We start from the raw sequence: 20,914 nt of genomic DNA on the forward strand, positions 1-20,914 counted from the left end.
GCGACGCGAGTACAACGAGGAGCGACCGAAGAAGGCGCTGGGCGGGCTGACACCTGCCGCCTATGCGAAGCAGTTACAGTGAACCCGGACTCTAAACCGTCCCGCTACTCAAAGCGGGGGGACGTCGCAAGGAAACCAACGAGCGAAATTTGGTTGGTGTGGCGCTGAACGTCAAGGCCACGCGGATACTGCCCAAGCGTTACAAGAAGTAGTGACGCACGCCCGAGGTTGAACAGGATGAGCGACCAAATGATGTAGTACGCGATGAACTTGGCGACAGAGACGAAGCCCTTAGCGATTTCTTCTTGCTTGGGGTACGGTGCCTAACGCTGGAGTTAAGCGGCGGCGAAGCCGTCCGCCTTGAACGAATTGTTAGGCACCAACTTACAGACCAAGCTCTAGCTTCGCTGTTCGCGTGTTGTCGTTAACAAGCACGAAAAAAACATTGCCAATGTCCGGTTTGATGCCTTCGTAGGAAACAGACCACGTACAGTCCTTGGGAATGTATTCGTAGTGTGCCTCGGGAGCATGATATTTGGACAGATCAATTCCTGAAGTCTCAGCCTTGCGGTTGGCGATAGCTAACACTTCGGTTTCAGTGAGACGTGCAGTCGGACATGCGGCATAACCAGAGCTTGCAAAGAGGATAGTGATGACAAGAGTTTGCAGGCAGGCAGCATGATTTGGAATTTTCATTGGCGCCTAACGCTTGAGTTAAGCGGCGCGCGGTACGCGCGTCCGCTTGAATGAGATGTTAGGCCCACGCAAGCTCATTGCGCACCATAGTCAGAGAGCCAAAGGGCAATCTTGTTGCTACTGAGTCGTGCCATTAGCTCGATGCTAATGGTGTACCCAGCAACGGCTACGTTAGGGCGAGAACAAAAACCTACATCCACGATCCATGTGCCCGAAGAGAAATCAAAGCCTGGGTTTGCGCGCAACCAAGCTAGAAGCCGGTCGAGCTGCCGATCTAGATCACACTCGTCTGCGGCGATGTTCACTACGGCGTCGCTGCTAGTGGCGCTACTGTTCTTTAGATACGTGCCCATCGATGCCTAACGCCCGAATTAAGCGGCGGCGGAGCCGTCCGCTTGAATGAAGAGTTAGGGGCTTGCGCCGCGCCATGCTTGGGCGACTGTGCCGGTGCAACCGCGAACCCCACCAAGCGCAACGCTAGCAGCTTTGGATGCCTGGAGCTTGCCGCAGCGCTGCAAAGGCGATGGCCAAGTGCGGAGGACTGAGCACTGGCGAAGGCTTGGCAAGCACACGCTGCGGGAGAACAACCAAGCAAGGGCCTAACGCTGGAGTTAAGCGGCGCGCGGTACGCGCGTCCGCTTGGACGAGTGGTTAGGCCCAAGCCCGAAAGTTGACGGTGTTGTATTCATTGGTCTTGGACCTTGCCGAGAACGTGCTTGGGCTGCTGCGATCATAGCTACCCTTGAGCAAGAAGCCGCTGTAGCCAGACGGATGGGTGATTCTCAGCCTTGCCTGTACTTGAACAAGCACCCGGTTGGGAGCATGCGCGGCCCTGAAGATGACCCGGACCGCCCAGCAAGCCGTGGAAACGCCAAACAGCAGCGACTCTTTGCCGTGAGCAAAGGCATGAGCAGAGTAGGAGCTGTCGACCTCCAGGTCCTCCGATGCACGGACAATCTCGGGAGCAGCGGCTACTGCCAGAAGCGCTTGCAACTCGGAAACGTCGGGGATGTATTCGTCGGACGCCGTCATTGGCCTAACGCTGGAGTTAAGCGGCGCGCGGCTTTTCGCGCGTCCGCTTGGACGAGGTGTTAGACGGCAGCACGCTGCGCCGCCGCTGGAAGGAACCATAGCGCTGCCCAGGAAGCGCCACAACGACCGGAGAGGCGAGGGCCTGCGTGCCGCATGCGAACCGCCTGCGAGAAACGCCGTGCGACCCGCGAACCGCGCGCCCGGGTAGCAGAGGAAGCGCGACGGGCAACTGCGCGCGCCCGTTGCCAAAGCCGAGCCAAGCGCCGGCGAGGTTGGAACGCAGGCCGGCGTGATGCGAAACGAAGTGCGACGCGCATGAGCGGAGCCAGCCGCCGAACGCAAACCGGGAAATGCCTTGCCGCCTAACGCTGGAGTTAAGCGGCGCGCGGCACGCGCGTCCGCTTGGACGAGTGGTTAGGCATCAGTCAAGAGCGGGCGAAGGGAAGCTTCTGCTTCTTTGTATGCCCGCAACAAGTGGCGCCTAAAATACAAACGTTGAGGGCCGAAGAAAAAAGCAATGTCGTCTCCGTACTCGGACCCGATGCGAACGCCGTTTATTTCGGCCAGGCAAGCTTTGCCGAAGACGACATTGAAGCTAACCCTCGCTTGTACTTCGTCGTGATCGTGTTTGCCGGAATCAATGTGGCAGACAGCATCTCGAACGAACGCTACCAAGCCGGTGACATCGTTGACCTTACCTTTGACAGTGACGTCGTCCGTGAAAGAAACACGCTGGGCGTGCTTCTCCGCTTTCGCTAGTAGATCGCGAACACGAATCAATATTTCCGTTAGCGCCGACAGAAATAGGGGGTCGGACGCTCTTCCTGCATCAAATATCCCGGATCTCAGGACGGTTTCCACGCGATGTATGTCGGAGCGGATTTCTGATTGGGCTGTATGGTCGATGGACATAGGCCTAACGCCGGAGTTAAGCGGCGGCGAAGCCGTCCGCCTTGAACGAGTTGTTAGGCATGCGCCAACGCTAGCGCGATGCCGAAAGGAACAAGAATCAGTAGGGCGACCACGCCCAAGCAGCCTGAGTTACGAGACCTGGACGAAGTGACTTGCTCTTGCGAGGGCCGCGACTGCAACCATTTGGCATGGCAGGTCTGACAGAAGAACGTGGTCTTGCCGTTGCGCCAAGCCTCGATCGTGCGGCTCGTGTGCCGAGCGGTTGTGTTGCAGCGAGCACACTTGAAGAACTGGATGGGAGGCTGGCGCTTTGAGCCCAACTTGGTGAGTAGCGAGAGCACGACAGCCAAGATTACGGCCGCACCGAAAAGCACCTCCAATGTCATGAGACTTTCCCTGTTGCCTAACACCTGAATTAAGCCGAGCCGCGAAGCGGCTTCGGCTTGAATGAATTGTTAGGCCGCGGCCCGCAGCAACGCAAACGTGCAAACGGGCAGGGATACGAGAAATAGCAGCCAAGACACAAAATATATGACAACGAGAGCTCTGTCCGCTGGAGAAGCTAGCGGGACAAGAACTGCGCGTGCGGGGAGAGCGTCGGCCATGAAGAGCGTCCGAGGCGCTCCCAGAGAGTTGAACTTGCCGATCCGGTGAAGCAACGAAATTACCAAGGGGCGGGCAGCGAAGTTGACGCCGCCGGCCACAAGACAATTGCAGCTGAGACATCAAGCAAGTCCAACGATCATCTCCATCAGCGGCCTAACGCCCGAATTAAGCGGCGGCGGAGCCGTCCGCTTGAATGAAGAGTTAGGGGCTTGCGCTGCGCCATGCTAGGCCTGGACCGGCACAAGCGCGAACCCCCACCAACCGCAACGCTGCAGCTTTGGATGCCTGGAGCTTGCCCCGGTGCTGCAAGGGCAGCGACCAAGTGCGGGGGGCCGCAAGCTGGCGAAGCTTGGCCGAAGCCACGCTGCGAGAGAACAACCCAGCAAGGGCCTAACGCTGGAATTAAGCGGCGGCGAAGCCGTCCGCTTGGATGACTGGTTAGGGCTCAAGTGCCTTGAGCCTGCTGGTGATGCTTTGCTTGTTGATATGTGGGCTGAGCACGGGCCAACCCTTGGCAGCGGATGCTCGAAGCCAAGTGTATGAGCACAAGAAGCCAAAAAGTACGAAAGAAAAGGCTGATGCGAATTGGCCGATGAGCGGGCCTATTGAAAGTAGGAGCAATGCCAAGACAACCAAGCCAAGCCACGCAAGTGGAAGGAACCAGCGGGACGAGAAAACTGGAACCACTGGGCTGTTTGCGCGCCTCAAAGTATGGGTTAAGAATTTTCTTTCTGCGCGTGAATCCATGGCCATGTCCAATTGAGCCCTAACGCTTGAGTTAAGCGGCGGCGAAGCCGTCCGCCTTGAACGCACTGTTAGGCGCGTGGAGCACGGTCACGGGGTCTGTAGCTTTACGGCAGACTCCCTTTGCGTGACGCCAAAGAAGTTGCCCGAATTTAGGTACGTAACGTTGACCACGACGCCGCCTTTAACGATGTAGGTGTACTCGATGACGCCGCTGCCGCTCTTAGGCTCGATGTTATAGGTAAGGTAGTCCTGGCCAGCAATGCTCATGGATTTATCTGGCGTGCCGACGTACTGAACAATCTCGTCTACGGCCACCTTGTTGAGTGGAAATTTCTTGAGATACGACTTTGCGCGAGTGGCTAGCGTCGGGCGATAGACACCGTTCGGACTCTTGTCCGCTGCGCTCGCGTTGCCTATGCCGACGAAAATTAGCGCGAAAAGTAGTACGGCCTTCTTCATGGATGTCCCCTGTTTGATGCCTAACGCTTGAGTTAAGCGGCGGCGAAGCCGTCCGCCTTGAACGAGTTGTTAGCCGCCACCGAGCACCTGGCAGGAGCCGCTGCCAACCGAAGTAGCAACCCAGGAACCGCCGCCAGATGTGGAGAGCGAGGCGTGGAAGACGATGTTTGGTGCGACCGTGAAAGAGACTTGGCAACCCGACTCCGACGAAGCAACGTGCGCCCGGAACTCTACGCGTCTGAAGTCTTGCAGGAAGCTGGTGACGGGCGAGGCCCCTAACATTGGTAGAGCCATGAACAAGACGTCTCGCTCACCTGCGCTAGCTACGCTCTCGTCCCCGGCGAGGAGCAAGAAACCGACATCTTGGTGTTCGTGGTCACGTAAAACGATGGTCGGCATAGAAGGCTAACGCTGGAGTTAAGCGGCGCGCGGCTTTTCGCGCGTCCGCTTGGACGAGTAGTTAGAGCACACCTTATGGCTCCCGAGCGCGCTTGTCGCTGACCTTGAGAACTTGACTGACCGTTAGGAGGAACTTTGAGGCCCCCATGTTGCAGTAGTGGCCCGGAGGGCTGAGCGTGCCACGCACGACGACGTGCGCCGTGCCCCATGAGCCGCTTGCGCCTTTTGCTGGCAACTCTGCCTCTTCCATGTTGCCACTGAGGCACCAAGCTCCGTCGCCGCCGTCGGGCGTGAACGACGACGACTCGAAATTGTAGAAATAGGTGCCGCTGTACACCTTGCCTGGATCGGGACGCTTGGCCGTAGCGCAACCACCGCACAAGAGAACGGTCGCGATACCGATTACGAAGAGGAGTTTCATGCGCTCTAACGCTAGAGTTAAGCGGCGGCGAAGCCGTCCGCCTTGAACGGGTTGTTAGCTGTTGTGGCTAGAGGTTGCAACAATGACCAGCCACACGAAGCCTGCCAAGTGCAGTGGAAGCCACACGCGCATCACGTTGACCTGGAACAGTAGAGAGGAATCGTTGAGCGTCTCAGGTGCTCTAGTGAACAGAAACTTGAGCAAGGCCCAATTTGTACGAGCTGTGTTGTTGGAAAACAACGAAGGCTCGCCCATCTCCTCGTACTTCTGAGAGTGGTTTTCTTCGAGCGATTCGAATAGGGAGCGCACCATGGCCAGCCAGCCAAGCGACATTGCGAACAGTATGAAGAAGAGGACGCTTGTGTAGGGCGGATTCATAGGCTAACGCTGGAGTTAAGCGGCGGCGTAGCCGTCCGCCTTGAACGAGATGTTAGGCAACAACCCAGCGTCCTGCCACCTAGGAAATGGAAACGTCTGGAGTTGACCCGCACGAGTTGCACTTTGCCGAGCTGATGGTTGGACCGATTGCGCCGTCCGGCCCCCAAGTTACGCTGAACTGGTTGAAAGGTTTGCCGGCTTGCCATGAGCCGCCGTACGCGGAGCCGTGCTGAAGAATTTTTACGGATTCCGTAGCGCCACATGTACAAGTGAGCGTATGCGTTGCCTCGTCTATGACTCCCACGGACTTCTCCCTTGTTGCCTAACGCTGGAGTTAAGCGGCGCGCGGTACGCGCGTCCGCTTGGACGAGTGGTTAGGCCCAAGCCCGAAAGTTGACGGTGTTGTATTCATTGGTCTTGGACCTTGCCGAGAACGTGCTTGGGCTGCTGCGATCATAGCTACCCTTGAGCAAGAAGCCGCTGTAGCCAGACGGATGGGTGATTCTCAGCCTTGCCTGTACTTGAACAAGCACCCGGTTGGGAGCATGCGCGGCCCTGAAGATGACCCGGACCGCCCAGCAAGCCGTGGAAACGCCAAACAGCAGCGACTCTTTGCCGTGAGCAAAGGCATGAGCAGAGTAGGAGCTGTCGACCTCCAGGTCCTCCGATGCACGGACAATCTCGGGAGCAGCGGCTACTGCCAGAAGCGCTTGCAACTCGGAAACGTCGGGGATGTATTCGTCGGACGCCGTCATTGGCCTAACGCTGGAGTTAAGCGGCGCGCGGCTTTTCGCGCGTCCGCTTGGACGAGGTGTTAGACGGCAGCACGCTGCGCCGCCGCTGGAAGGAACCATAGCGCTGCCCAGGAAGCGCCACAACGACCGGAGAGGCGAGGGCCTGCGTGCCGCATGCGAACCGCCTGCGAGAAACGCCGTGCGACCCGCGAACCGCGCGCCCGGGTAGCAGAGGAAGCGCGACGGGCAACTGCGCGCGCCCGTTGCCAAAGCCGAGCCAAGCGCCGGCGAGGTTGGAACGCAGGCCGGCGTGATGCGAAACGAAGTGCGACGCGCATGAGCGGAGCCAGCCGCCGAACGCAAACCGGGAAATGCCTTGCCGCCTAACGCCCGAATTAAGCGGCGGCGAAGCCGTCCGCTTGAATGAAGAGTTAGGGGCTTGCGCCGCGCCATGCTTGGACGACTGTGCCGGCGCAACCGCGAACCCCACCAAGCGCAACGCTAGCAGCTTTGGGTGCCTGGAGCTTGCCGCAGCGCTGCGAGGGCAGCGACCAAGTGCGGCGAGCTGTAAGCCGCGCCGACCTACCCGTTGGGCATGTTGCGAGAGAACAACCAAGCAAGGGCCTAACGCTGGAGTTAAGCGGCGGCGGTACGCCGTCCGCTTGGACGAGTTGTTAGGGGACAACAGCCGCGCCCTCGAAGTATTGACGAGTCTTGGAGCTGAGCAGCGCCCATAGATTGATTGTGAGCTCGAATGAAGCACGTACAGCGTTTGCGACGACCTTGGGAGCTGTACCTTGACCAAGCGCACTATTGGCACTGCCGATGAGCTGGACATTTTGAATGATGAGCGTGCCAAAGAAGACAAGTGCAGCCAGAAGCATGAGATACCGTCCGTAAGGCTTGCCAAGCAGGGCGATGACGGACGCAACGATGAGAAAGCCCGGAGCGCCGAGTGCTGAGACGGCCGCCACACCGCTAGGGCGAAGTGCGACTGGCACCCGCGCGGATGCTAGAAGGAACACGATCAGACCAATGGCGAGGACACCAGCCAGCATGTTCAGGACAGCCGCGACCCAAAGGCGCTTTGGCCGCTTGCGCACACTAGTGTCCATCATTGCCGCCTAACGCTCAAGTTAACCGGCCGAAAGTGAGCCAGGATAAATGGTTGTCGCAGGAGCCTATCCGAACGAGGTCCGGTTGAACGCGTGGTTCGGGAGCGAGAGGGGCGGACGGCGCGCTCATTGCTCAGAGCGCGCAGCTTTTGAAAGCGGGCCGACGCGACGAGGCGTCGTGACCGAAACCAGCAAAGCGCCCGCGGCGCCCGGATCAACACAGTTATCCGGGCGCCGCGGGCGCTTTGCTGAGTATCCGTGGCCACGATGGCTCGTCAATCAGGGTGCTCCGCTTACTTACGTAGGGACTTCCCATCGAGCCAGGTCCGCCGCTCTCGATGCCGAACGCTTAGTAGACCCCGGATCGGGGCATATGCACCGATCGTGACCTCGCAGGTGTGCTCGGTCAAGTCGGGGGAATCCTACGTAGGATCAAGAGCCTGGCTGCTGCCGGGCGATCGGGCGACCCGCCAGCATGTCGGTGCATATTTGCGTATCCGGGGCGCTATGACTTATTCGGGCGGAAGCGGGGAAATAAACCGTATGGTGGGCGCAGCACGGGCGCCGCGGTTGCTGGATGAGGTGCGGCGGGTGTTGCGGGTCAAGCACTACAGCTTGCGTACCGAGCACGCCTACGTGGGGTGGATACGGCGGTTCATTCTGGCGAATGGTAAGCGCCACCCGCGAGACATGGGGGCGGCGGAGGTGGAGGCGTTTCTTTCCGCCTTGGCCGTGCAGGGCGGGGTGTCGCCCAATACCCAGAACCAGGCGCTTTCGGCGTTGCTGTTTCTCTATCGCGAGGTGCTCGCGGTGGAATTGCCCTGGCTGGATGGGGTCGTGCGGGCGAAACGCCCGCAGCGGGTGCCGACGGTGCTCTCGCGGGAAGAGACGGTCCGGTTGCTGGCCCACATGGATGGGCGTCCCTGGCTGTTGGCGAGCCTGCTGTATGGGACCGGGATGCGCTTGATGGAGGCGCGCTGCGGTTGCGGGTGAAGGACGTTGATTTCGACCGTCGCGAAATCACGGTCCGCGATGGCAAGGGCGGCAAGGATCGCCACACCATGCTTCCTGGCACGCTGATCGATCCGATGCGGCGCGAGATCGAACGCGCGACGCAGATGCATGCGCTTGATCTGGCGGAGGGCTTTGGCGCGGTGTGGTTGCCCCATGCGCTGGCGCGAAAGTATCCGCGGGCGGCGCGGGAGGCTGGGTGGCAGTACGTGTTCCCGTCGACGAAGCGTACGCGCGATCCGCGGGACGGAACCGAGCGGCGCCACCATTTCGACGATGCGATGCTCAGCCGCGCCTTGAAGCGTGCCTGTCGCCAGGCGGGCATCCTCAAGCCGGTCAGTGCGCATACGTTGCGCCACTCATTTGCCACACATCTGCTGGAGGCGGGGCAGGATATCCGCACGGTGCAGGAGCTGCTCGGCCACAAGGATGTGGCGACGACGCAGATCTATACGCATGTGCTCAACCGGGGCGGGCTGGGGGTGGTCAGTCCGTTGGATCGTGGGAGTTGAGTAGGAGTTTTCCGCAAGCCCCGGCCCCTCACCCCAGCCCTCTCCCCGGCGGGTAGAGGGCGCGGATCAGGCGGTTTGGACACTCGCTCAGGCGGGCCGGCGGGCGCCGAGCTGGACGAGCACTTCCTGGGCCGCGCGGATGCGTTCGGCGGCGCCGGGGAGGTCGAGGGTGATCTTCAGTTTGTCCTGGCCGTCGAGCTTGTAGACGCGCGGTTGGCTCTGGATCAGGCGGATGATGGCCATCGGCTCGATCTCGGGCTTGTCGCGGAAGGTGATGCGCCCGCCGTTGGCGCCAAGGTCGAGCTTGCGGATGCCGAGCGGAGTGGCCATCAGCTTGAGGCTGGACAGCGCGAACAGCGTCTTGGTCGGTTCGGGCAGCAGGCCGAAACGGTCGATCATTTCCACTTGCAGGTCGCGCAGGTGATCCTCGTTCTTCGCGCTGGCGATGCGCTTATAGAGGGTCAGGCGTGTGTGGACGTCGGGCAGGTAGTCGTCCGGGATCAGTGCGGGCAGGTGCAGTTCGACTTCCGTCTCGTGTTCGGAGGAGAGGTCGAAGTCGGGCACCTTGCCGCTCCTCAAGGCGCGCACAGCGCGATCGAGCAGTTCGGTGTAGAGGCCGAAGCCGATCTCCTGGATCTGGCCGGACTGCTCCTCGCCGAGCAGCTCGCCGGCGCCGCGGATTTCCAGGTCGTGGGTCGCCAGGGTGAAGCCGGCGCCCAGTTCTTCCAGCGAGGCGAGTGCTTCGAGCCGCTTTTCTGCATCGGCCGTAATCGCCTTGCGGTCGGGCACGATCAGGTAGGCGTAGGCGCGGTGGTGCGAGCGGCCGACGCGGCCGCGCAACTGGTGTAACTGGGCCAGGCCGAAGCGGTCCGCGCGGTTGATGATGATCGTGTTGGCGGTCGGAATGTCGATGCCGGTTTCGATGATGGTGGTGCACACCAGCACGTTGAAGCGCTGGCGGTGGAAGTCGGCCATCACCCGCTCGAGTTCGCGCTCGGGCATCTGGCCGTGGGCGATGCCGATGCGGGCTTCGGGGATGAGTTCTTCCAACTCGCGCGCGGTGCGTTCGATCGAGTCGACTTCGTTGTGCAGGAAATACACCTGGCCGCCGCGCGAAAGCTCGCGCTGGAAGGCTTCGCGGATGGTCGCCGGGTCCCAGGTGCTGATGAAGGTGCGCACGGCCATGCGATGCGCCGGCGGGGTCGTGATCAGCGAGAGGTCACGCAGGCCGGACATCGCCATGTTGAGCGTGCGCGGAATCGGCGTGGCAGTCATCGTGAGCAGGTCGACTTCGGCGCGCAGCTTCTTGAGCTGCTCCTTCTGGCGCACGCCGAACCGTTGTTCCTCGTCGACGATGACCAGGCCCAGGTTCTTGAACTTGATGTCCGGCTGCAGCAGCTTGTGGGTGCCGACGATGACGTCGATCTGGCCGTCCGCCAGGCGCTTGAGCGCCTCGGTCACCTCCTTGGACGACTTGAAGCGCGAGAGCACGTCGACCTTGACCGGCCAGTCGGCGAAGCGGTCGGCGAAGTTGCGGTAGTGCTGCTGGGCGAGCAGGGTGGTGGGCACCAGCACGGCCACCTGTTTGCCTGCGGTGGCCGCCGCGAAGGCGGCGCGCAGCGCGACCTCGGTCTTGCCGAAGCCGACGTCGCCGCAGATCACGCGGTCCATCGCGCGCGGCGCGGCCAGGTCCTGCAGCACCGCGTCGATTGCCTGTTCCTGGTCGGGCGTTTCCTCGAACGGGAAGCTGGTGCCGAATTCCTCGACCATGCCGCGGTCGATGTTGATCGATTCGCCGCCGCGCGCTTCGCGCTGAGCGTAGATGGCAAGCAGTTCGGCGGCGACGTCGCGCACCTTCTCGGCGGCTTTCTTGCGGGCGCGCTCCCACGCGTCGCCGCCGAGCGAATGCAACGGTGCCAGCTCCGGCGCGGTGCCGGAGTAGCGGCTGACCAGGCCCAGTTGCGCCACCGGCACGTAGAGCTTGTCGCCCTTGGCGTACTCGATGACCAGGAACTCGCCTTCCATGCCGCCCAGTTCCATCGACACCAGGCCCTGGTAGCGGCCCACGCCGTGGTCGACGTGCACGATCGGCGCGCCGACCGAGAGTTCGGTGAGGTCGCGGATGATTGCGTCGGGGTCGCGTGCGGCGCCACGGCGGCGCTTGCGGTCGGTACGCACGCGCTCGCCGTAGAGCTCGCGCTCGGTGAGTACGGTGATCGTGGGCTGCTTGAGGGCGAAGCCCTGTTCGAGCGGGGCGACCGTGATGGCCAGGCGCGTTGCGCTGGTCTTGAGGAAGCCGTTCCAGCCATCGACCGCGTCGGGTTTGACGCCCGCGGCGGCCAGCGTTTCGGCCAGGGCTTCGCGACGACCGGCCGAGTCTGCCGCGATCAGCACGCGGCCGGGATAGCTTTCCAGGAAATGGCGCAGCGAGGTGCCCGGCTCCTCGCCCTTGCGGTTGAGCGGTACTTCGGGCGCGGGCAGGGTGCCGGAGTCGACCGCGTGTTCGTGGCCGGAGGCGACCACTTCCACGCGCAGGCGGCGGTTGAGCTGTTCGCGCAATTGCTCGGGCGAGAGGTAGAGCTCGGCCGGCGGCAGCACCGGTCGCTCGATGTCGTGCGCGCGCTGGTCGTAGCGCTCGGCGGTGTGGGTCCAGAACTGGTCGGAGGCCTCGCCGGCGCCTTCGCCCAGCACGAACAGCGCACCCTCGCCCAGGTAGTCGAACAGCGTGGCGGTCTGCTTGAAGAACAGCGGCAGGTAGTACTCGATGCCGCCGGGCGTCACGCCTTCCTTCATGTCCTGGTAGAGCGGGCAGCGACGGATGTCGATCGGGAAGCGCTCGCGCAGGGCGGTGCGGAAATCCTTGGCCGCCTCCTCGGTGAGCGGGAACTCGCGCGCGGGCAGCAGTTCCACTTTGTCCACCGGCTGCTGCGAGCGCTGGGTTTCCGGGTCGAAGCTGCGAATGGAGTCGACCTCGTCGTCGAACAGTTCGACGCGGTACGGCTCGGCGGTGCCCATCGGGAAGATGTCGATCAGTGCGCCGCGCACGGCGTAGTCGCCAGGCTCGGCCACCTGTGGCACGTGGCGGTAGCCGGCCGCCTCCAGGCGCCGCTGCTCGGCGGCGAGGTCCAGCTTCTGGCCCTTGGATACGACCAGGCCGGAGCCGGTGATGTGCGAGCGCGGCGCGATGCGCTGCATAAGCGTCGCCACCGGCACCACGAGCACGCCGCGGGTGACGCCCGGCAGGCGATAGAGCGTGGCGATGCGCTGGGAGACGATCTCCGGATGCGGGCTGAAGATGTCGTAGGGCAGCGTTTCCCAGTCGGGGAAATGCAGCACCGGCAGGTCACCGGCGAACATGCGCAGCTCGTCCTCCAGCGCCGAGGCGCGTTGGGTGTCGCGCGTGACGGCCACCAGCAAGCCGTCGTGGTCGCGCGCGGCTTCGGCGATCAGCAGGGCGCGCGAGGAGCCGTGTGGCGGAGTCCAGAAGCGGCGCTGCTTCGGGGTGGTGGGGAGGGGCGGGTGGGGAATCTGGGGCATCGGGGTCGCTTGTCGCGCGGCGTCTGGCTGCGCGGGGAAAGCGGAGGAGTTTAACGCGGCGGGGAGTGAGCGCTCCGGGTGGCCCCCATCCGCCCTTCGGGCACCTTCTCCCGTGGAGCGGGGGAAGGCTTACTCGGTGACTTCACGCAAGATCCGTTCCCCGCGAGCGGCCGAAGCCGGGCGGGGGAAGGCGTGCCTCAGCGCCCCATCACAGGCGCAACGTGATCTGCGCCACGCCCGGTTCGTCCGGCACCATGCGCGAGGTGAAGCCCAGTTCGCTGCACAGACGCAGCATCGGGCGGTTTTCCACCAGCACGTAGCCCCAGAGCTCAGCCAGCCCGCGCTCGCGGCAGGCGGCGACCAGCCGGCGCATCAGCTCAGCGCCCAGGCCCAGGCGCGTCCATTCGCGTTCGACCAGCACCGAGAACTCCGCGGTGTCCGTCGCCGCGTCGATGAACACGCGGCCGACGCCGCGTAGTTCCGCCGGCGACACGTTGTCGTCGACCAGCACGAACGCCGCTTCGGTTTCCTCGTCGATGTGGCACAACCGGCGCGCCATCGGTTCGGGGAGTTCGGTCAGCGTGTGCATGAAGCGTCGGCGGATGTCTTCGGCCGGCAGGCGCGTGAAGCAACGGCGCAGGGCGGCCACGTCGCCCGGCTCGATCGGACGCAGGTGCAGCACACGGCCGTCGCGCGTGACGACTGGCTCGCCGGTGGTCGGCAAGGCCTCGGCGCGGGCGAAACGCTGGCTGGCGGGTGGGGGCAGCGGGGTGCTGCGGGTGGGGCTGGCGAAGTCGATGGCGGGTTGGATGGTCATGTCCATACTGTAGCGTATTTTTGCGCCGCAGCATGTCCTGCGCAGCGCCCGGAAGGCGCTGTTATGGGCCAAACAGTGCGCAGCCGGCGTGAACAGACAGGCGGGTGCCTAGGTGCTGCTTGCGGCGTTGCGACAGGGGTGCAGACGGCTCCTGTGCGCGACCGCGGGGGGCGTGATGCCTTCGCGATCGCGCACAGGGTGCGCTCCTACAGGGGCCGGGCGGTGGGTACGCCGCCGGTCGTCAAAGTGCTTCGGAAGCGAAATCGGCGAGCCGTGAGCGCTCGCCACGTCGAAGCGTGATGTGCGCCGAGTGTTCCCAGTTCTTGAAGCGATCGACCGCGTAGGTCAGACCCGAGGTGGTCTCGGTGAGGTAGGGCGTGTCGATCTGTTCGACGTTGCCGAGGCAGACGATCTTGGTGCCGGGGCCGGCTCGGGTGATCAGCGTCTTCATCTGCTTGGGCGTGAGGTTCTGCGCCTCGTCGATGATCAGGTAGCGCGACAGGAAGGTGCGCCCGCGCATGAAGTTGAGCGAGCGGATCTTGATGCGCGAGGCGAGCAGGTCGTTGGTCGCCTGGCGACCCCACGAGCCACCTTCCTCGGGATTGGCGAGCACCTCCAGGTTGTCGGTGAGCGCGCCCATCCACGGCGTCATCTTCTCTTCCTCCGTGCCGGGCAGGAAGCCGATGTCCTCGCCGACCGAGACCGTGGCGCGGGTCATGATGATTTCCCGGTAGCGCTGCTGGTCCATCACCTGCGCCAGACCGGCGGCGAGTGCGAGCAGCGTCTTGCCGGTGCCGGCCGTGCCGAGCAGGGTGACGAAGTCGACGTCCGGATCCATCAGCACGTTGAGCGCGAAGTTCTGTTCGCGGTTGCGCGCGGCGATGCCCCAGACGCTGTGGTTGGGATGGCTGTGGTCGTCCAGCAACACCAGCGTGGCGTGCTGCTCGTCGACCTGCAGCACGCGCAGTTCCACGCTGTTGTCGCCCGGCAGGAACAGGCACTGGTTGGGATGCCAGTCCTCGTCCTCGCGACGGTCGACCTTGTAGAAAGTACGGCCGCGCTCGGACCAGGATTGCACCTCCGGATGGCGATCCCAGAAATCTTCCGTCAGCCCGGTCGAGCCGGTGTAGAGCAGCGCGAAGTCGTCGAGCGCGCGATCGTTCTCGTAATCCTCCGCATCGATGCCGTAGATCTTGGCCTTGATGCGAAGGTTGATGTCCTTGGTGACCAGGATCACCGGGCGGTCCGGGTTCTGGTCGCGCAGCTCGATCACCGCCGCGAGAATCAGGTTGTCCGCCTTGCCGTGCCCGTTGGTGGCGCGCTGCTGGAAGTACAGCTTGCCCACCGCCTGGCCGCGCTTGAGGCTCACCCCCTGGGGGTTGGACAGGTCCAGCCCGTTGCTGATGCCGTGCCCGTTGCCGCGCTCGATCAGTTCGTTGATGAAGCGGCTGACCTGGCGACCGTTGCGCGAAACTTCCGACCCACCCTTTTTCTTTTCGTCCAGCTCCTCCAGCACGGTCATGGGAATGAACACGTCGTGTTCCTCGAAGCGGAACAGCGAGGTGGGGTCGTGCAGCAGCACATTGGTGTCGAGTGCGTAGATACGCTTGCTTCCGGTCATGCGGAAGGGGCCTCGCTTATGGTCGGACCAAAGAAAAGCGGCCTGGACCGAAGGGTCACAGGCCGCCGGATGACACGGTTCAGCACCGTGCAAAGGGAACGCTCGAAGGTCTGGAGGGGCTTCACTTGGCGGGAATGGCGTCCAGTACAGCCTGGGCATGGCCCGGGACTTTCACGCCGCGCCATTCCTGCGCGAGATGGCCTTTGGGATCGATCAGGAAGGTGCTGCGCACGATGCCCAGGTGGGTCTTGCCGTAGAGCATCTTCTCGTGGATCACGTCGAATGCCTTGCACCAGGTTTCATCGGTGTCGGCGATCAGCGGGAAGGGCAGGGCCTGCTTGTCGGCGAAGTTGGCGTGCGAGGTCACCGAGTCGCGCGAGACGCCGACGATCTCGGCGTTGCGTTTCCTGAAGTCGTCGTAGAGGTCGCGGAAGTCCTGCGCCTCGGTGGTGCAGCCGGGAGTGGAATCCTTCGGGTAGAAGTAGATCACCACCCAGCGGCCTTTGAGTTCGGAAAGCGCGAGCTCGGTGTCGTCGCCGGTGGTGCCGATCAGTGGGGGAATCGGTTTGCCGATTTCGGGCATGGGGTCTCCGCGAGGTCGGTCGAAGAACAGGCGCACCGCGCGCCTTGTGGCGAAGACTAGCGCGCCCGCGCTGGCATGCAACAGGGTTGTCGACGAAGGCATCTCGCGCGATGCTTGGCGCTTCCCGCGACGACACGGCTGCGCGCGATCGGGCGGGTCATCCACCCCGGGGTGGCGTACAGTTTTCGTAGGGTGGGCTTCAGCCTACCGGCGCTCCGCGAAACGTTGAAATGGTGGGCTGAAGCCCACCCTACGCGCGATCGTCGCGGTTGCGCAGACTGCTCGACGCAAGCGAGCTACCGGCGAGCCTAGAACTTGACCGGGTCCATGATCGCGTCGAGGTTGAGCCCGTCGCACAGCTCCAGGAAATCGTCGCGCAAGGTGGCGAGGTGGATCTGGGAGGGAATGCCGATGGTGATCTGCGCCTGGAACATCTGCGCCCCGGTCTGCATGGCCTGGTAGCGCATCGAGCTCAGCTGTTCGACGCGGATGTCGTGACGGCTGAAGAACTCCACCACCTTCACCAGGATGCCGGGGCGGTCGGCCGCCACCACTTCGACCAGGTAGGGAAGCAGCGAAGCGTTCTGCTCGCGCGGGCCGGTGCGGTAGTGCGACAGGCGCAGTTCCTCGTCGCGGCCGAGCTTGGCCAATGCGGTTTCCAGCTTCGCGATAGCGTCCCACGCGCCAGCGGCGAGCATCAGCAGCGAGGTGTCGTTGCCGATGGTCGACACGCGTGCGTCGGCCAGGCTGCAGCCGGCGTCGGCGATGCGCTTGGTCAGCGTGAGCAGCGGCGCGCGCGACGCCGGAGTAAGCGTGTGGATCAGCAGCTGGTTGTCGTTGCCGGCGCGCGCGGAGGGACGGTTCAAGGGAGGGCTACCTGTCAGGGGTTTCCGCCATGCGGAACCCGATCAGCTTAGCTCAGGACATCTCAGAAAACGCAGGGGGGCCGGTGGCTCGCGGCCTGTCCCTTCCCCTGCGCACGGGCCGCCGGTACCATCCCCTGCTTGCCTTCAAGCCGGAGTCGCGTCTTGGATATTCGTGGAAGCATCTGCGCGCTGGCGACACCGTTTGCCGCCGATGGCTCGCTCGATCTGACGGCCTTCGGGCGGCTGCTCGACTACCAGCTCGCCGGGGGCACCCAGGCGGTGGTGGTGGCCGGCTCGACCGGTGAAGCGCACATGCTCCAGCACGACGAATTCGACCGCTTGCTGGCGTTCGTCGTCGAGCGGGTCGCCGGCCGCGTGCCGGTCATCGCCGGCACCGGTGAGGCCGCCACCGCAAGCACCGTGGCGCAGACGCGCAGGGCCGCTTCGCTGGGTGCCGACGCGGCGCTGGTGGTCACGCCCTACTACGTGCGCCCGACCCAGGAAGGGCTGCGCCGGCACTTCCTGGAAGTGGCCGAGCACGGCGGCCTGCCGGTAGTGCTTTACAACGTGCCCACGCGCACCGGTTGCGACTTGCTGCCGGAAACCGTGGCGCAGTTGCGCGACCATCCGGCCATTGTGGGCATCAAGGAGGCGGTCGCCAGCGACGAGCGCATCCACGCGCTTGCGGAACTTGCGCGCACGGATTTCGTCTACCTGTCGGGCGACGACGGCACGGCAGGCAAGGCCATGCTCGCCGGCGCGGCCGGTACCGTTTCGGTGGTGGTCAACCTGGTGCCGCAGGCGTTCCGAGCGCTGTGCGATGCGGCCACGGCAGGCGATCGCGAAGCGACCGGGAGCGCACACGACCGGCTCGATCCGCTGGTGCAGGCGCTCAACTGCGCGCCCAACCCGATCGCGGTGAAGGCCATGCTGCCGGCGCTGGGGCTCGGTTCGGCGCGGCCACGGCTGCCGCTGGTCGAACTGGCCGATGGTGCGGACCGCAGGCGCCTGCACGAAGCGCTGTCCGCTCTGGCATCCTTGGTGGCCGCCGCCTGATCCTCCGGCTGCCGCTTGATCCCTCTACGGAAAAACATTCCATGAAGAAAAGTTCGCTCGTCGTCACCCTGCCGGCCCTGGTCCTGAGCGGCCTGCTGCTTTCCGGTTGCGGCATGCTCCGCTCGCACAAGGCCTGGGAGACGGCGCGTCAGGAATCGCCGCTGGAAATCCCGCCGGGCCTCGACACACCGCCGGCAAGCGATGCCCTGGTGATCCCGCCGCAGGGTGCGAACAACCCGACCTCCGAGGGCGTCACCGCTGACGTCGGTGGCATCGGCGGCACGATCGCCGATGGCTTCGTGATGCCTGACAGTGCCGACAACGCCTATCGCCGGGTCGGCGAAGTGCTGGGTAGCCTGGGGCAGGTCACCGCGAAGGACGATGCCGCGCACACGTACACGGTCAACGTGACCGCGGCGCCGGCCAAGAAGCGCGGCTTCTTCAGCCGCCTGTTCCATCGCAACGGCAAGGGCGACGCCGCGACGGCCGGCAAGGCCTCGCGCCAGGTGCAGGTGAGCGTCACTGCCAGCGGCGGAAACGCCAGCGAAGTGCGTGCGCAGGGGCAGGCCGCCGCCGTGGCAAAGGTGGTCGATACGTTGAAGGCGAAACTCGGCGGTTGATCGCCGGTTCATCCGCTCCGACACAGACGCCGCCCCAGGGCGGCGTTTTTACGTGCGAGCCCTGCTCCTGCAAGGCGAGCGCGACCGGCACGAAAACGCCGCCCGAAGGCGGCGTTGATGGACACGCTTGCGAGCAGCTCAGCGCTCCAGCAGCTTGAGCTTGTCCGGCTTGGCTTCCCACTCCTTGGCGTCAGGAAGGCCGTCCTTGCGTTCGGTGATCACCGGCCAGTCGCGCGACAGCTCGGCATTGATCGCCACGAACTGCTCCTGCCCGGCCGGCACGTCGTCTTCCGGATAGATCGCGTTGATCGGGCACTCCGGCTCGCACAGGGTGCAGTCGATGCACTCGTCCGGATTGATCACCAGGAAATTCGGGCCTTCGTGGAAGGCGTCGACCGGGCAGACCTCGACGCAATCGGTGTACTTGCACTTGATGCAGTTGTCGGTAACGACGAAGGTCATGGGAGCGGCTTTGGTCGGCTTGTAGAGAAGTACGCCAGGCGGCTCTGAGAGTACCAGCCAGGGCGCGGCTCTTGTGAAGAGTGCGGCCATGGATGGCCGCTTCTGATCTGGCCGGAGATGGCCAAACTACAAGTTACCGCTCGCTGGCCCGACTGCGGCAATCATGGACGATTGCATGAATTAATGGCGCTCCCTACGAGGTTCGAACTCGTGTTCCCGCCTTGAGAGGGCGGTGTCCTAGGCCACTAGACGAAGGGAGCGCAGAGCTGCGAGGCGCGCTAGTATAGCGGAATTGTTTCGCCCGGCAATGCCTCGTGAAGAGTTCTTCGCGCGCCGTCCGGAACAGCCGCGCCGGCACCCGAAGCCGCCGCGCGGACGGACCGCAGCGCGTTGCGCGGCGATTTGTGCATCGGCGCCGTGCGCCGCCAAGGACCCAGACCGCTTGAACCCAGAAGCAAGGACTTCCGTCACGCCCGTGCCCGCGATCGTTCCCCGCGAGCAGCACGTGATTTCCCGCAAGAACATCAGCAAGGCCGCGCTGCGCGTGCTCTACAGGCTGCACGACGCCGGCTATGACGCCTTCCTGGTCGGCGGCGCCGTGCGCGACCTGCTGCTCGGTGGCCATCCAAAGGATTTCGACGTGGCCACCAATGCCACGCCGGACGAGGTAAAGAAGCTCTTCCGCAATTGCCGCCTGATCGGTCGCCGCTTCCGCCTGGCACACGTGGTGTTCGGACCGGAAATCATCGAAGTGGCTACCTTTCGTGGCACCGGCGAGGACGATGCGTCCGAAGGCGACCGCCACATCGTGGATGGACTGATCGTACGTGACAACGTGTGGGGCAGCATCGAGGAGGACGCGGTGCGCCGCGATTTCCGAGTCAACGCGCTGTACTACGACATCAGCGACTTCTCGGTGCGCGACTACGTCGGCGGCATGCAGGATCTGCAGAACCGCGTGCTGCACCTGATCGGCGACCCGGCCACGCGTTATCGCGAAGACCCGGTTCGCATGCTTCGCGCAGCGAGGTTGGCGGCCAAGCTCGGTTTCACCATCGACCCGAAGGCGTCCGCACCGTTCGAGGAGTTGGGCCCGCTGCTGTGCGACGCGGCGCCGGCACGCCTGTTCGACGAGTCACTCAAGATGTTCCTGGCCGGCAACGGCTTGAAGAGCTTCCGCATGCTGGAAAAGTGCGGCCTGCTGAAGTTCCTTTTTCCGGCCACCGCGCGCGCGCTCAGGCGCGGCGACGAGGCGTTGCGTTCGCTGATCGAGCAGGGGCTGGCCAATACCGACCAGCGCATCGCCGAAGGCAAGTCGGTGACGCCGGCGTTCCTGTTCGCGGTGCTGCTGTGGGGCGAGGTGCGCGACCTTGCGCACGCCTGGATGGCCAAGGGCGCCGATGGCAGCGAGGCCTGGTCGCGCGCTGCCGCTCAGGTAGTGGGCGAACAGTGCCAGCGCGTGGCGATTCCGCGCCGTTTCACCATCACCATGGAAGAGATCTGGTCGTTGCAGCCGCGCTTCGAAGAAGTCCACCGCAAGCGCGTGTTCAGGCTGATGGCGCACCCGCGTTTCCGGGCCGCGTTCGACTTCCTGCTGTTGCGTGCGTCCGAATCCCCCGCACTGCGCGAGCTGGGTCAATGGTGGGCGCACGCGCAGCAGTTGCCGCAGGACATGTTGGCGGCCGCCCTGCCGGCCAGCAACGGCAAGGCGGCCAGTGTGCCTGGCGCCGCGCCGCGCAAGCGTCGGCGGCGCAAGCCGTCGGGCAAGTCGGGCTCGGCCTGATCCGACGCGCATGACGCGGGCTTTCGTCGCGCTCGGCGGCAATTTGGGCGACACACGTGCTGCCTTGCGCAAGGCGCTCGATGCGCTGGACGCGCTGCCGCACACGCGGCTGGTGGCGTATTCGCGCTTTTACCGCACGCCGCCGTGGGGGCTGCGCGAGCAGCCAACGTTCCTCAATGCCGCGGCGGAGCTGGAAACGGGGCTTGCGCCGCACGCGCTGCTCGATGCACTGCTGGAGATCGAGCGCGGCGCCGGCCGCGTGCGCGATGGCGAGCGTTGGGGGCCGCGTACGCTGGACCTGGACCTGTTGTACATGGAAGGCGCGGCGGTGGACGACGAGCGCCTGACCCTGCCGCATCCCCGGATCGCCGAACGCGCCTTCGTGCTGTTGCCGTTGGCCGACCTGGCGCCCGGCCTGGAATTGCCGGGGCAGGGCAGGGTGGAAGCCCTGCTGGCCGCCATCGACGGGTCCGGCTGCACCGTCGACCCGTAGGATGGGCTTGAACCGAGCCTTCCACAGTGGAAAACCAACCCGCGCCGGTGGCGC

Annotated in this window: 19 protein-coding genes, 1 tRNA gene and 1 pseudogene; 7 read left to right on the forward strand and 14 right to left on the reverse strand. The window is 64.0% G+C overall.

Features of this window, described 5'->3' with window-relative positions; all coding sequences use genetic code 11:
• Window positions 1-384: 384 nt before the first annotated feature.
• Window positions 385-696 carry a hypothetical protein gene (locus tag ACFWZ3_RS04550; protein ID WP_439706602.1) on the reverse strand — a complete coding sequence of 104 codons (312 nt, stop codon included), beginning with the start codon at window positions 694-696 and terminating at the stop codon, window positions 385-387.
• Window positions 697-1,347: 651 nt separating this feature from the next.
• Window positions 1,348-1,728: a hypothetical protein gene (locus ACFWZ3_RS04555; protein ID WP_439706603.1), complete on the reverse strand. Its 381-nt coding sequence runs from the start codon at window positions 1,726-1,728 to the stop codon at window positions 1,348-1,350.
• A 402-nt stretch (window positions 1,729-2,130) separates the two neighbouring features.
• On the opposite strand from ACFWZ3_RS04555, the gene ACFWZ3_RS04560 reads away from it, so the two are divergent.
• Window positions 2,131-2,487: a hypothetical protein gene (locus ACFWZ3_RS04560; protein WP_439706604.1), complete on the forward strand. Its 357-nt coding sequence runs from the start codon at window positions 2,131-2,133 to the stop codon at window positions 2,485-2,487.
• A 1,213-nt stretch (window positions 2,488-3,700) separates the two neighbouring features.
• Window positions 3,701-4,009, forward strand: coding sequence for a hypothetical protein (locus ACFWZ3_RS04565; RefSeq protein ID WP_439706605.1), 309 nt, complete (start codon window positions 3,701-3,703; stop codon window positions 4,007-4,009).
• 71 nt (window positions 4,010-4,080) lie between these two features.
• Here ACFWZ3_RS04565 and ACFWZ3_RS04570 read toward each other — a convergent pair whose 3' ends face one another.
• From ACFWZ3_RS04570 to ACFWZ3_RS04590, 5 genes are all read right to left on the reverse strand, one after another.
• Window positions 4,081-4,452, reverse strand: a complete 372-nt coding sequence (locus ACFWZ3_RS04570) for a hypothetical protein (RefSeq protein ID WP_439706606.1) — start codon at window positions 4,450-4,452, stop codon at window positions 4,081-4,083.
• 472 nt (window positions 4,453-4,924) lie between these two features.
• Window positions 4,925-5,272 (reverse strand): hypothetical protein, encoded by a 348-nt coding sequence (locus ACFWZ3_RS04575; RefSeq protein WP_439706607.1) that lies wholly within the window; start codon window positions 5,270-5,272, stop codon window positions 4,925-4,927.
• A 54-nt stretch (window positions 5,273-5,326) separates the two neighbouring features.
• Complete coding sequence (locus ACFWZ3_RS04580; RefSeq protein WP_439706608.1) at window positions 5,327-5,650, reverse strand: hypothetical protein; 324 nt, start codon at window positions 5,648-5,650, stop codon at window positions 5,327-5,329.
• Window positions 5,651-6,024: 374 nt separating this feature from the next.
• Window positions 6,025-6,405, reverse strand: coding sequence for a hypothetical protein (locus ACFWZ3_RS04585; RefSeq protein ID WP_439706603.1), 381 nt, complete (start codon window positions 6,403-6,405; stop codon window positions 6,025-6,027).
• Between the two features lie 653 nt (window positions 6,406-7,058).
• Window positions 7,059-7,499, reverse strand: coding sequence for a hypothetical protein (locus ACFWZ3_RS04590; protein WP_439706609.1), 441 nt, complete (start codon window positions 7,497-7,499; stop codon window positions 7,059-7,061).
• A 543-nt stretch (window positions 7,500-8,042) separates the two neighbouring features.
• Between ACFWZ3_RS04590 and ACFWZ3_RS04595 the strand changes: the two are divergent.
• Window positions 8,043-9,022, forward strand: a pseudogene (locus ACFWZ3_RS04595) (integron integrase).
• 87 nt (window positions 9,023-9,109) lie between these two features.
• Here the strand turns inward: ACFWZ3_RS04595 and mfd are convergent.
• From mfd to ACFWZ3_RS04620, 5 genes are all read right to left on the reverse strand, one after another.
• Window positions 9,110-12,559, reverse strand: coding sequence for a transcription-repair coupling factor (mfd, locus tag ACFWZ3_RS04600; protein WP_439706610.1), 3,450 nt, complete (start codon window positions 12,557-12,559; stop codon window positions 9,110-9,112).
• A gap of 208 nt (window positions 12,560-12,767) precedes the next feature.
• The gene (locus ACFWZ3_RS04605; protein WP_439706867.1) at window positions 12,768-13,370 is read right to left on the reverse strand and encodes a GNAT family N-acetyltransferase; all 603 of its coding nucleotides are present in this window, start codon (window positions 13,368-13,370) and stop codon (window positions 12,768-12,770) included.
• Window positions 13,371-13,617: 247 nt separating this feature from the next.
• Window positions 13,618-14,997 carry a PhoH family protein gene (locus tag ACFWZ3_RS04610; RefSeq protein WP_439706611.1) on the reverse strand — a complete coding sequence of 460 codons (1,380 nt, stop codon included), beginning with the start codon at window positions 14,995-14,997 and terminating at the stop codon, window positions 13,618-13,620.
• 121 nt (window positions 14,998-15,118) lie between these two features.
• Window positions 15,119-15,580, reverse strand: a complete 462-nt coding sequence (locus ACFWZ3_RS04615) for a peroxiredoxin (protein ID WP_439706612.1) — start codon at window positions 15,578-15,580, stop codon at window positions 15,119-15,121.
• Window positions 15,581-15,888: 308 nt separating this feature from the next.
• Window positions 15,889-16,446 (reverse strand): glycine cleavage system protein R, encoded by a 558-nt coding sequence (locus ACFWZ3_RS04620; protein WP_439706613.1) that lies wholly within the window; start codon window positions 16,444-16,446, stop codon window positions 15,889-15,891.
• A gap of 162 nt (window positions 16,447-16,608) precedes the next feature.
• Here ACFWZ3_RS04620 and dapA point away from each other — a divergent pair, with 162 nt between their 5' ends.
• Both dapA and ACFWZ3_RS04630 read left to right on the forward strand, forming a co-directional pair.
• Window positions 16,609-17,502 (forward strand): 4-hydroxy-tetrahydrodipicolinate synthase, encoded by an 894-nt coding sequence (dapA, locus tag ACFWZ3_RS04625; protein WP_439706614.1) that lies wholly within the window; start codon window positions 16,609-16,611, stop codon window positions 17,500-17,502.
• Between the two features lie 41 nt (window positions 17,503-17,543).
• Window positions 17,544-18,122: a hypothetical protein gene (locus ACFWZ3_RS04630; RefSeq protein ID WP_439706615.1), complete on the forward strand. Its 579-nt coding sequence runs from the start codon at window positions 17,544-17,546 to the stop codon at window positions 18,120-18,122.
• 138 nt (window positions 18,123-18,260) lie between these two features.
• Here ACFWZ3_RS04630 and fdxA read toward each other — a convergent pair whose 3' ends face one another.
• Together fdxA and ACFWZ3_RS04640 are read right to left on the reverse strand one after the other, a co-directional pair.
• Window positions 18,261-18,584, reverse strand: coding sequence for a ferredoxin FdxA (gene fdxA, locus ACFWZ3_RS04635; RefSeq protein WP_439706616.1), 324 nt, complete (start codon window positions 18,582-18,584; stop codon window positions 18,261-18,263).
• Window positions 18,585-18,768: 184 nt separating this feature from the next.
• Window positions 18,769-18,844, reverse strand: a tRNA-Glu gene (locus ACFWZ3_RS04640).
• Window positions 18,845-19,026: 182 nt separating this feature from the next.
• On the opposite strand from ACFWZ3_RS04640, the gene pcnB reads away from it, so the two are divergent.
• Both pcnB and folK read left to right on the forward strand, forming a co-directional pair.
• The gene (pcnB, locus tag ACFWZ3_RS04645; protein WP_439706617.1) at window positions 19,027-20,367 is read left to right on the forward strand and encodes a polynucleotide adenylyltransferase PcnB; all 1,341 of its coding nucleotides are present in this window, start codon (window positions 19,027-19,029) and stop codon (window positions 20,365-20,367) included.
• 10 nt (window positions 20,368-20,377) lie between these two features.
• Complete coding sequence (gene folK / locus ACFWZ3_RS04650; RefSeq protein WP_439706618.1) at window positions 20,378-20,860, forward strand: 2-amino-4-hydroxy-6-hydroxymethyldihydropteridine diphosphokinase; 483 nt, start codon at window positions 20,378-20,380, stop codon at window positions 20,858-20,860.
• Window positions 20,861-20,914 lie beyond the last annotated feature (54 nt).

It is taken from the genome of Frateuria sp. GZRR35 (genome assembly GCF_051900415.1).
Taxonomy (GTDB): domain Bacteria; phylum Pseudomonadota; class Gammaproteobacteria; order Xanthomonadales; family Rhodanobacteraceae; genus Frateuria_A.

Bases quoted from the DNA above. Each gene is read 5' to 3' on its own strand.
- ACFWZ3_RS04550 (WP_439706602.1), bottom strand. From the start codon at position 696: ATGAAAATTCCAAATCATGCTGCCTGCCTGCAAACTCTTGTCATCACT.
- ACFWZ3_RS04555 (WP_439706603.1), bottom strand. From the start codon at position 1,728: ATGACGGCGTCCGACGAATACATCCCCGACGTTTCCGAGTTGCAAGCG.
- ACFWZ3_RS04570 (WP_439706606.1), bottom strand. From the start codon at position 4,452: ATGAAGAAGGCCGTACTACTTTTCGCGCTAATTTTCGTCGGCATAGGC.
- ACFWZ3_RS04575 (WP_439706607.1), bottom strand. From the start codon at position 5,272: ATGAAACTCCTCTTCGTAATCGGTATCGCGACCGTTCTCTTGTGCGGT.
- ACFWZ3_RS04580 (WP_439706608.1), bottom strand. From the start codon at position 5,650: ATGAATCCGCCCTACACAAGCGTCCTCTTCTTCATACTGTTCGCAATG.
- ACFWZ3_RS04585 (WP_439706603.1), bottom strand. From the start codon at position 6,405: ATGACGGCGTCCGACGAATACATCCCCGACGTTTCCGAGTTGCAAGCG.
- ACFWZ3_RS04590 (WP_439706609.1), bottom strand. From the start codon at position 7,499: ATGGACACTAGTGTGCGCAAGCGGCCAAAGCGCCTTTGGGTCGCGGCT.
- mfd (WP_439706610.1), bottom strand. From the start codon at position 12,559: ATGCCCCAGATTCCCCACCCGCCCCTCCCCACCACCCCGAAGCAGCGC.
- ACFWZ3_RS04610 (WP_439706611.1), bottom strand. From the start codon at position 14,997: ATGACCGGAAGCAAGCGTATCTACGCACTCGACACCAATGTGCTGCTG.
- ACFWZ3_RS04615 (WP_439706612.1), bottom strand. From the start codon at position 15,580: ATGCCCGAAATCGGCAAACCGATTCCCCCACTGATCGGCACCACCGGC.
- ACFWZ3_RS04630 (WP_439706615.1), top strand. From the start codon at position 17,544: ATGAAGAAAAGTTCGCTCGTCGTCACCCTGCCGGCCCTGGTCCTGAGC.
- fdxA (WP_439706616.1), bottom strand. From the start codon at position 18,584: ATGACCTTCGTCGTTACCGACAACTGCATCAAGTGCAAGTACACCGAT.
- folK (WP_439706618.1), top strand. From the start codon at position 20,378: ATGACGCGGGCTTTCGTCGCGCTCGGCGGCAATTTGGGCGACACACGT.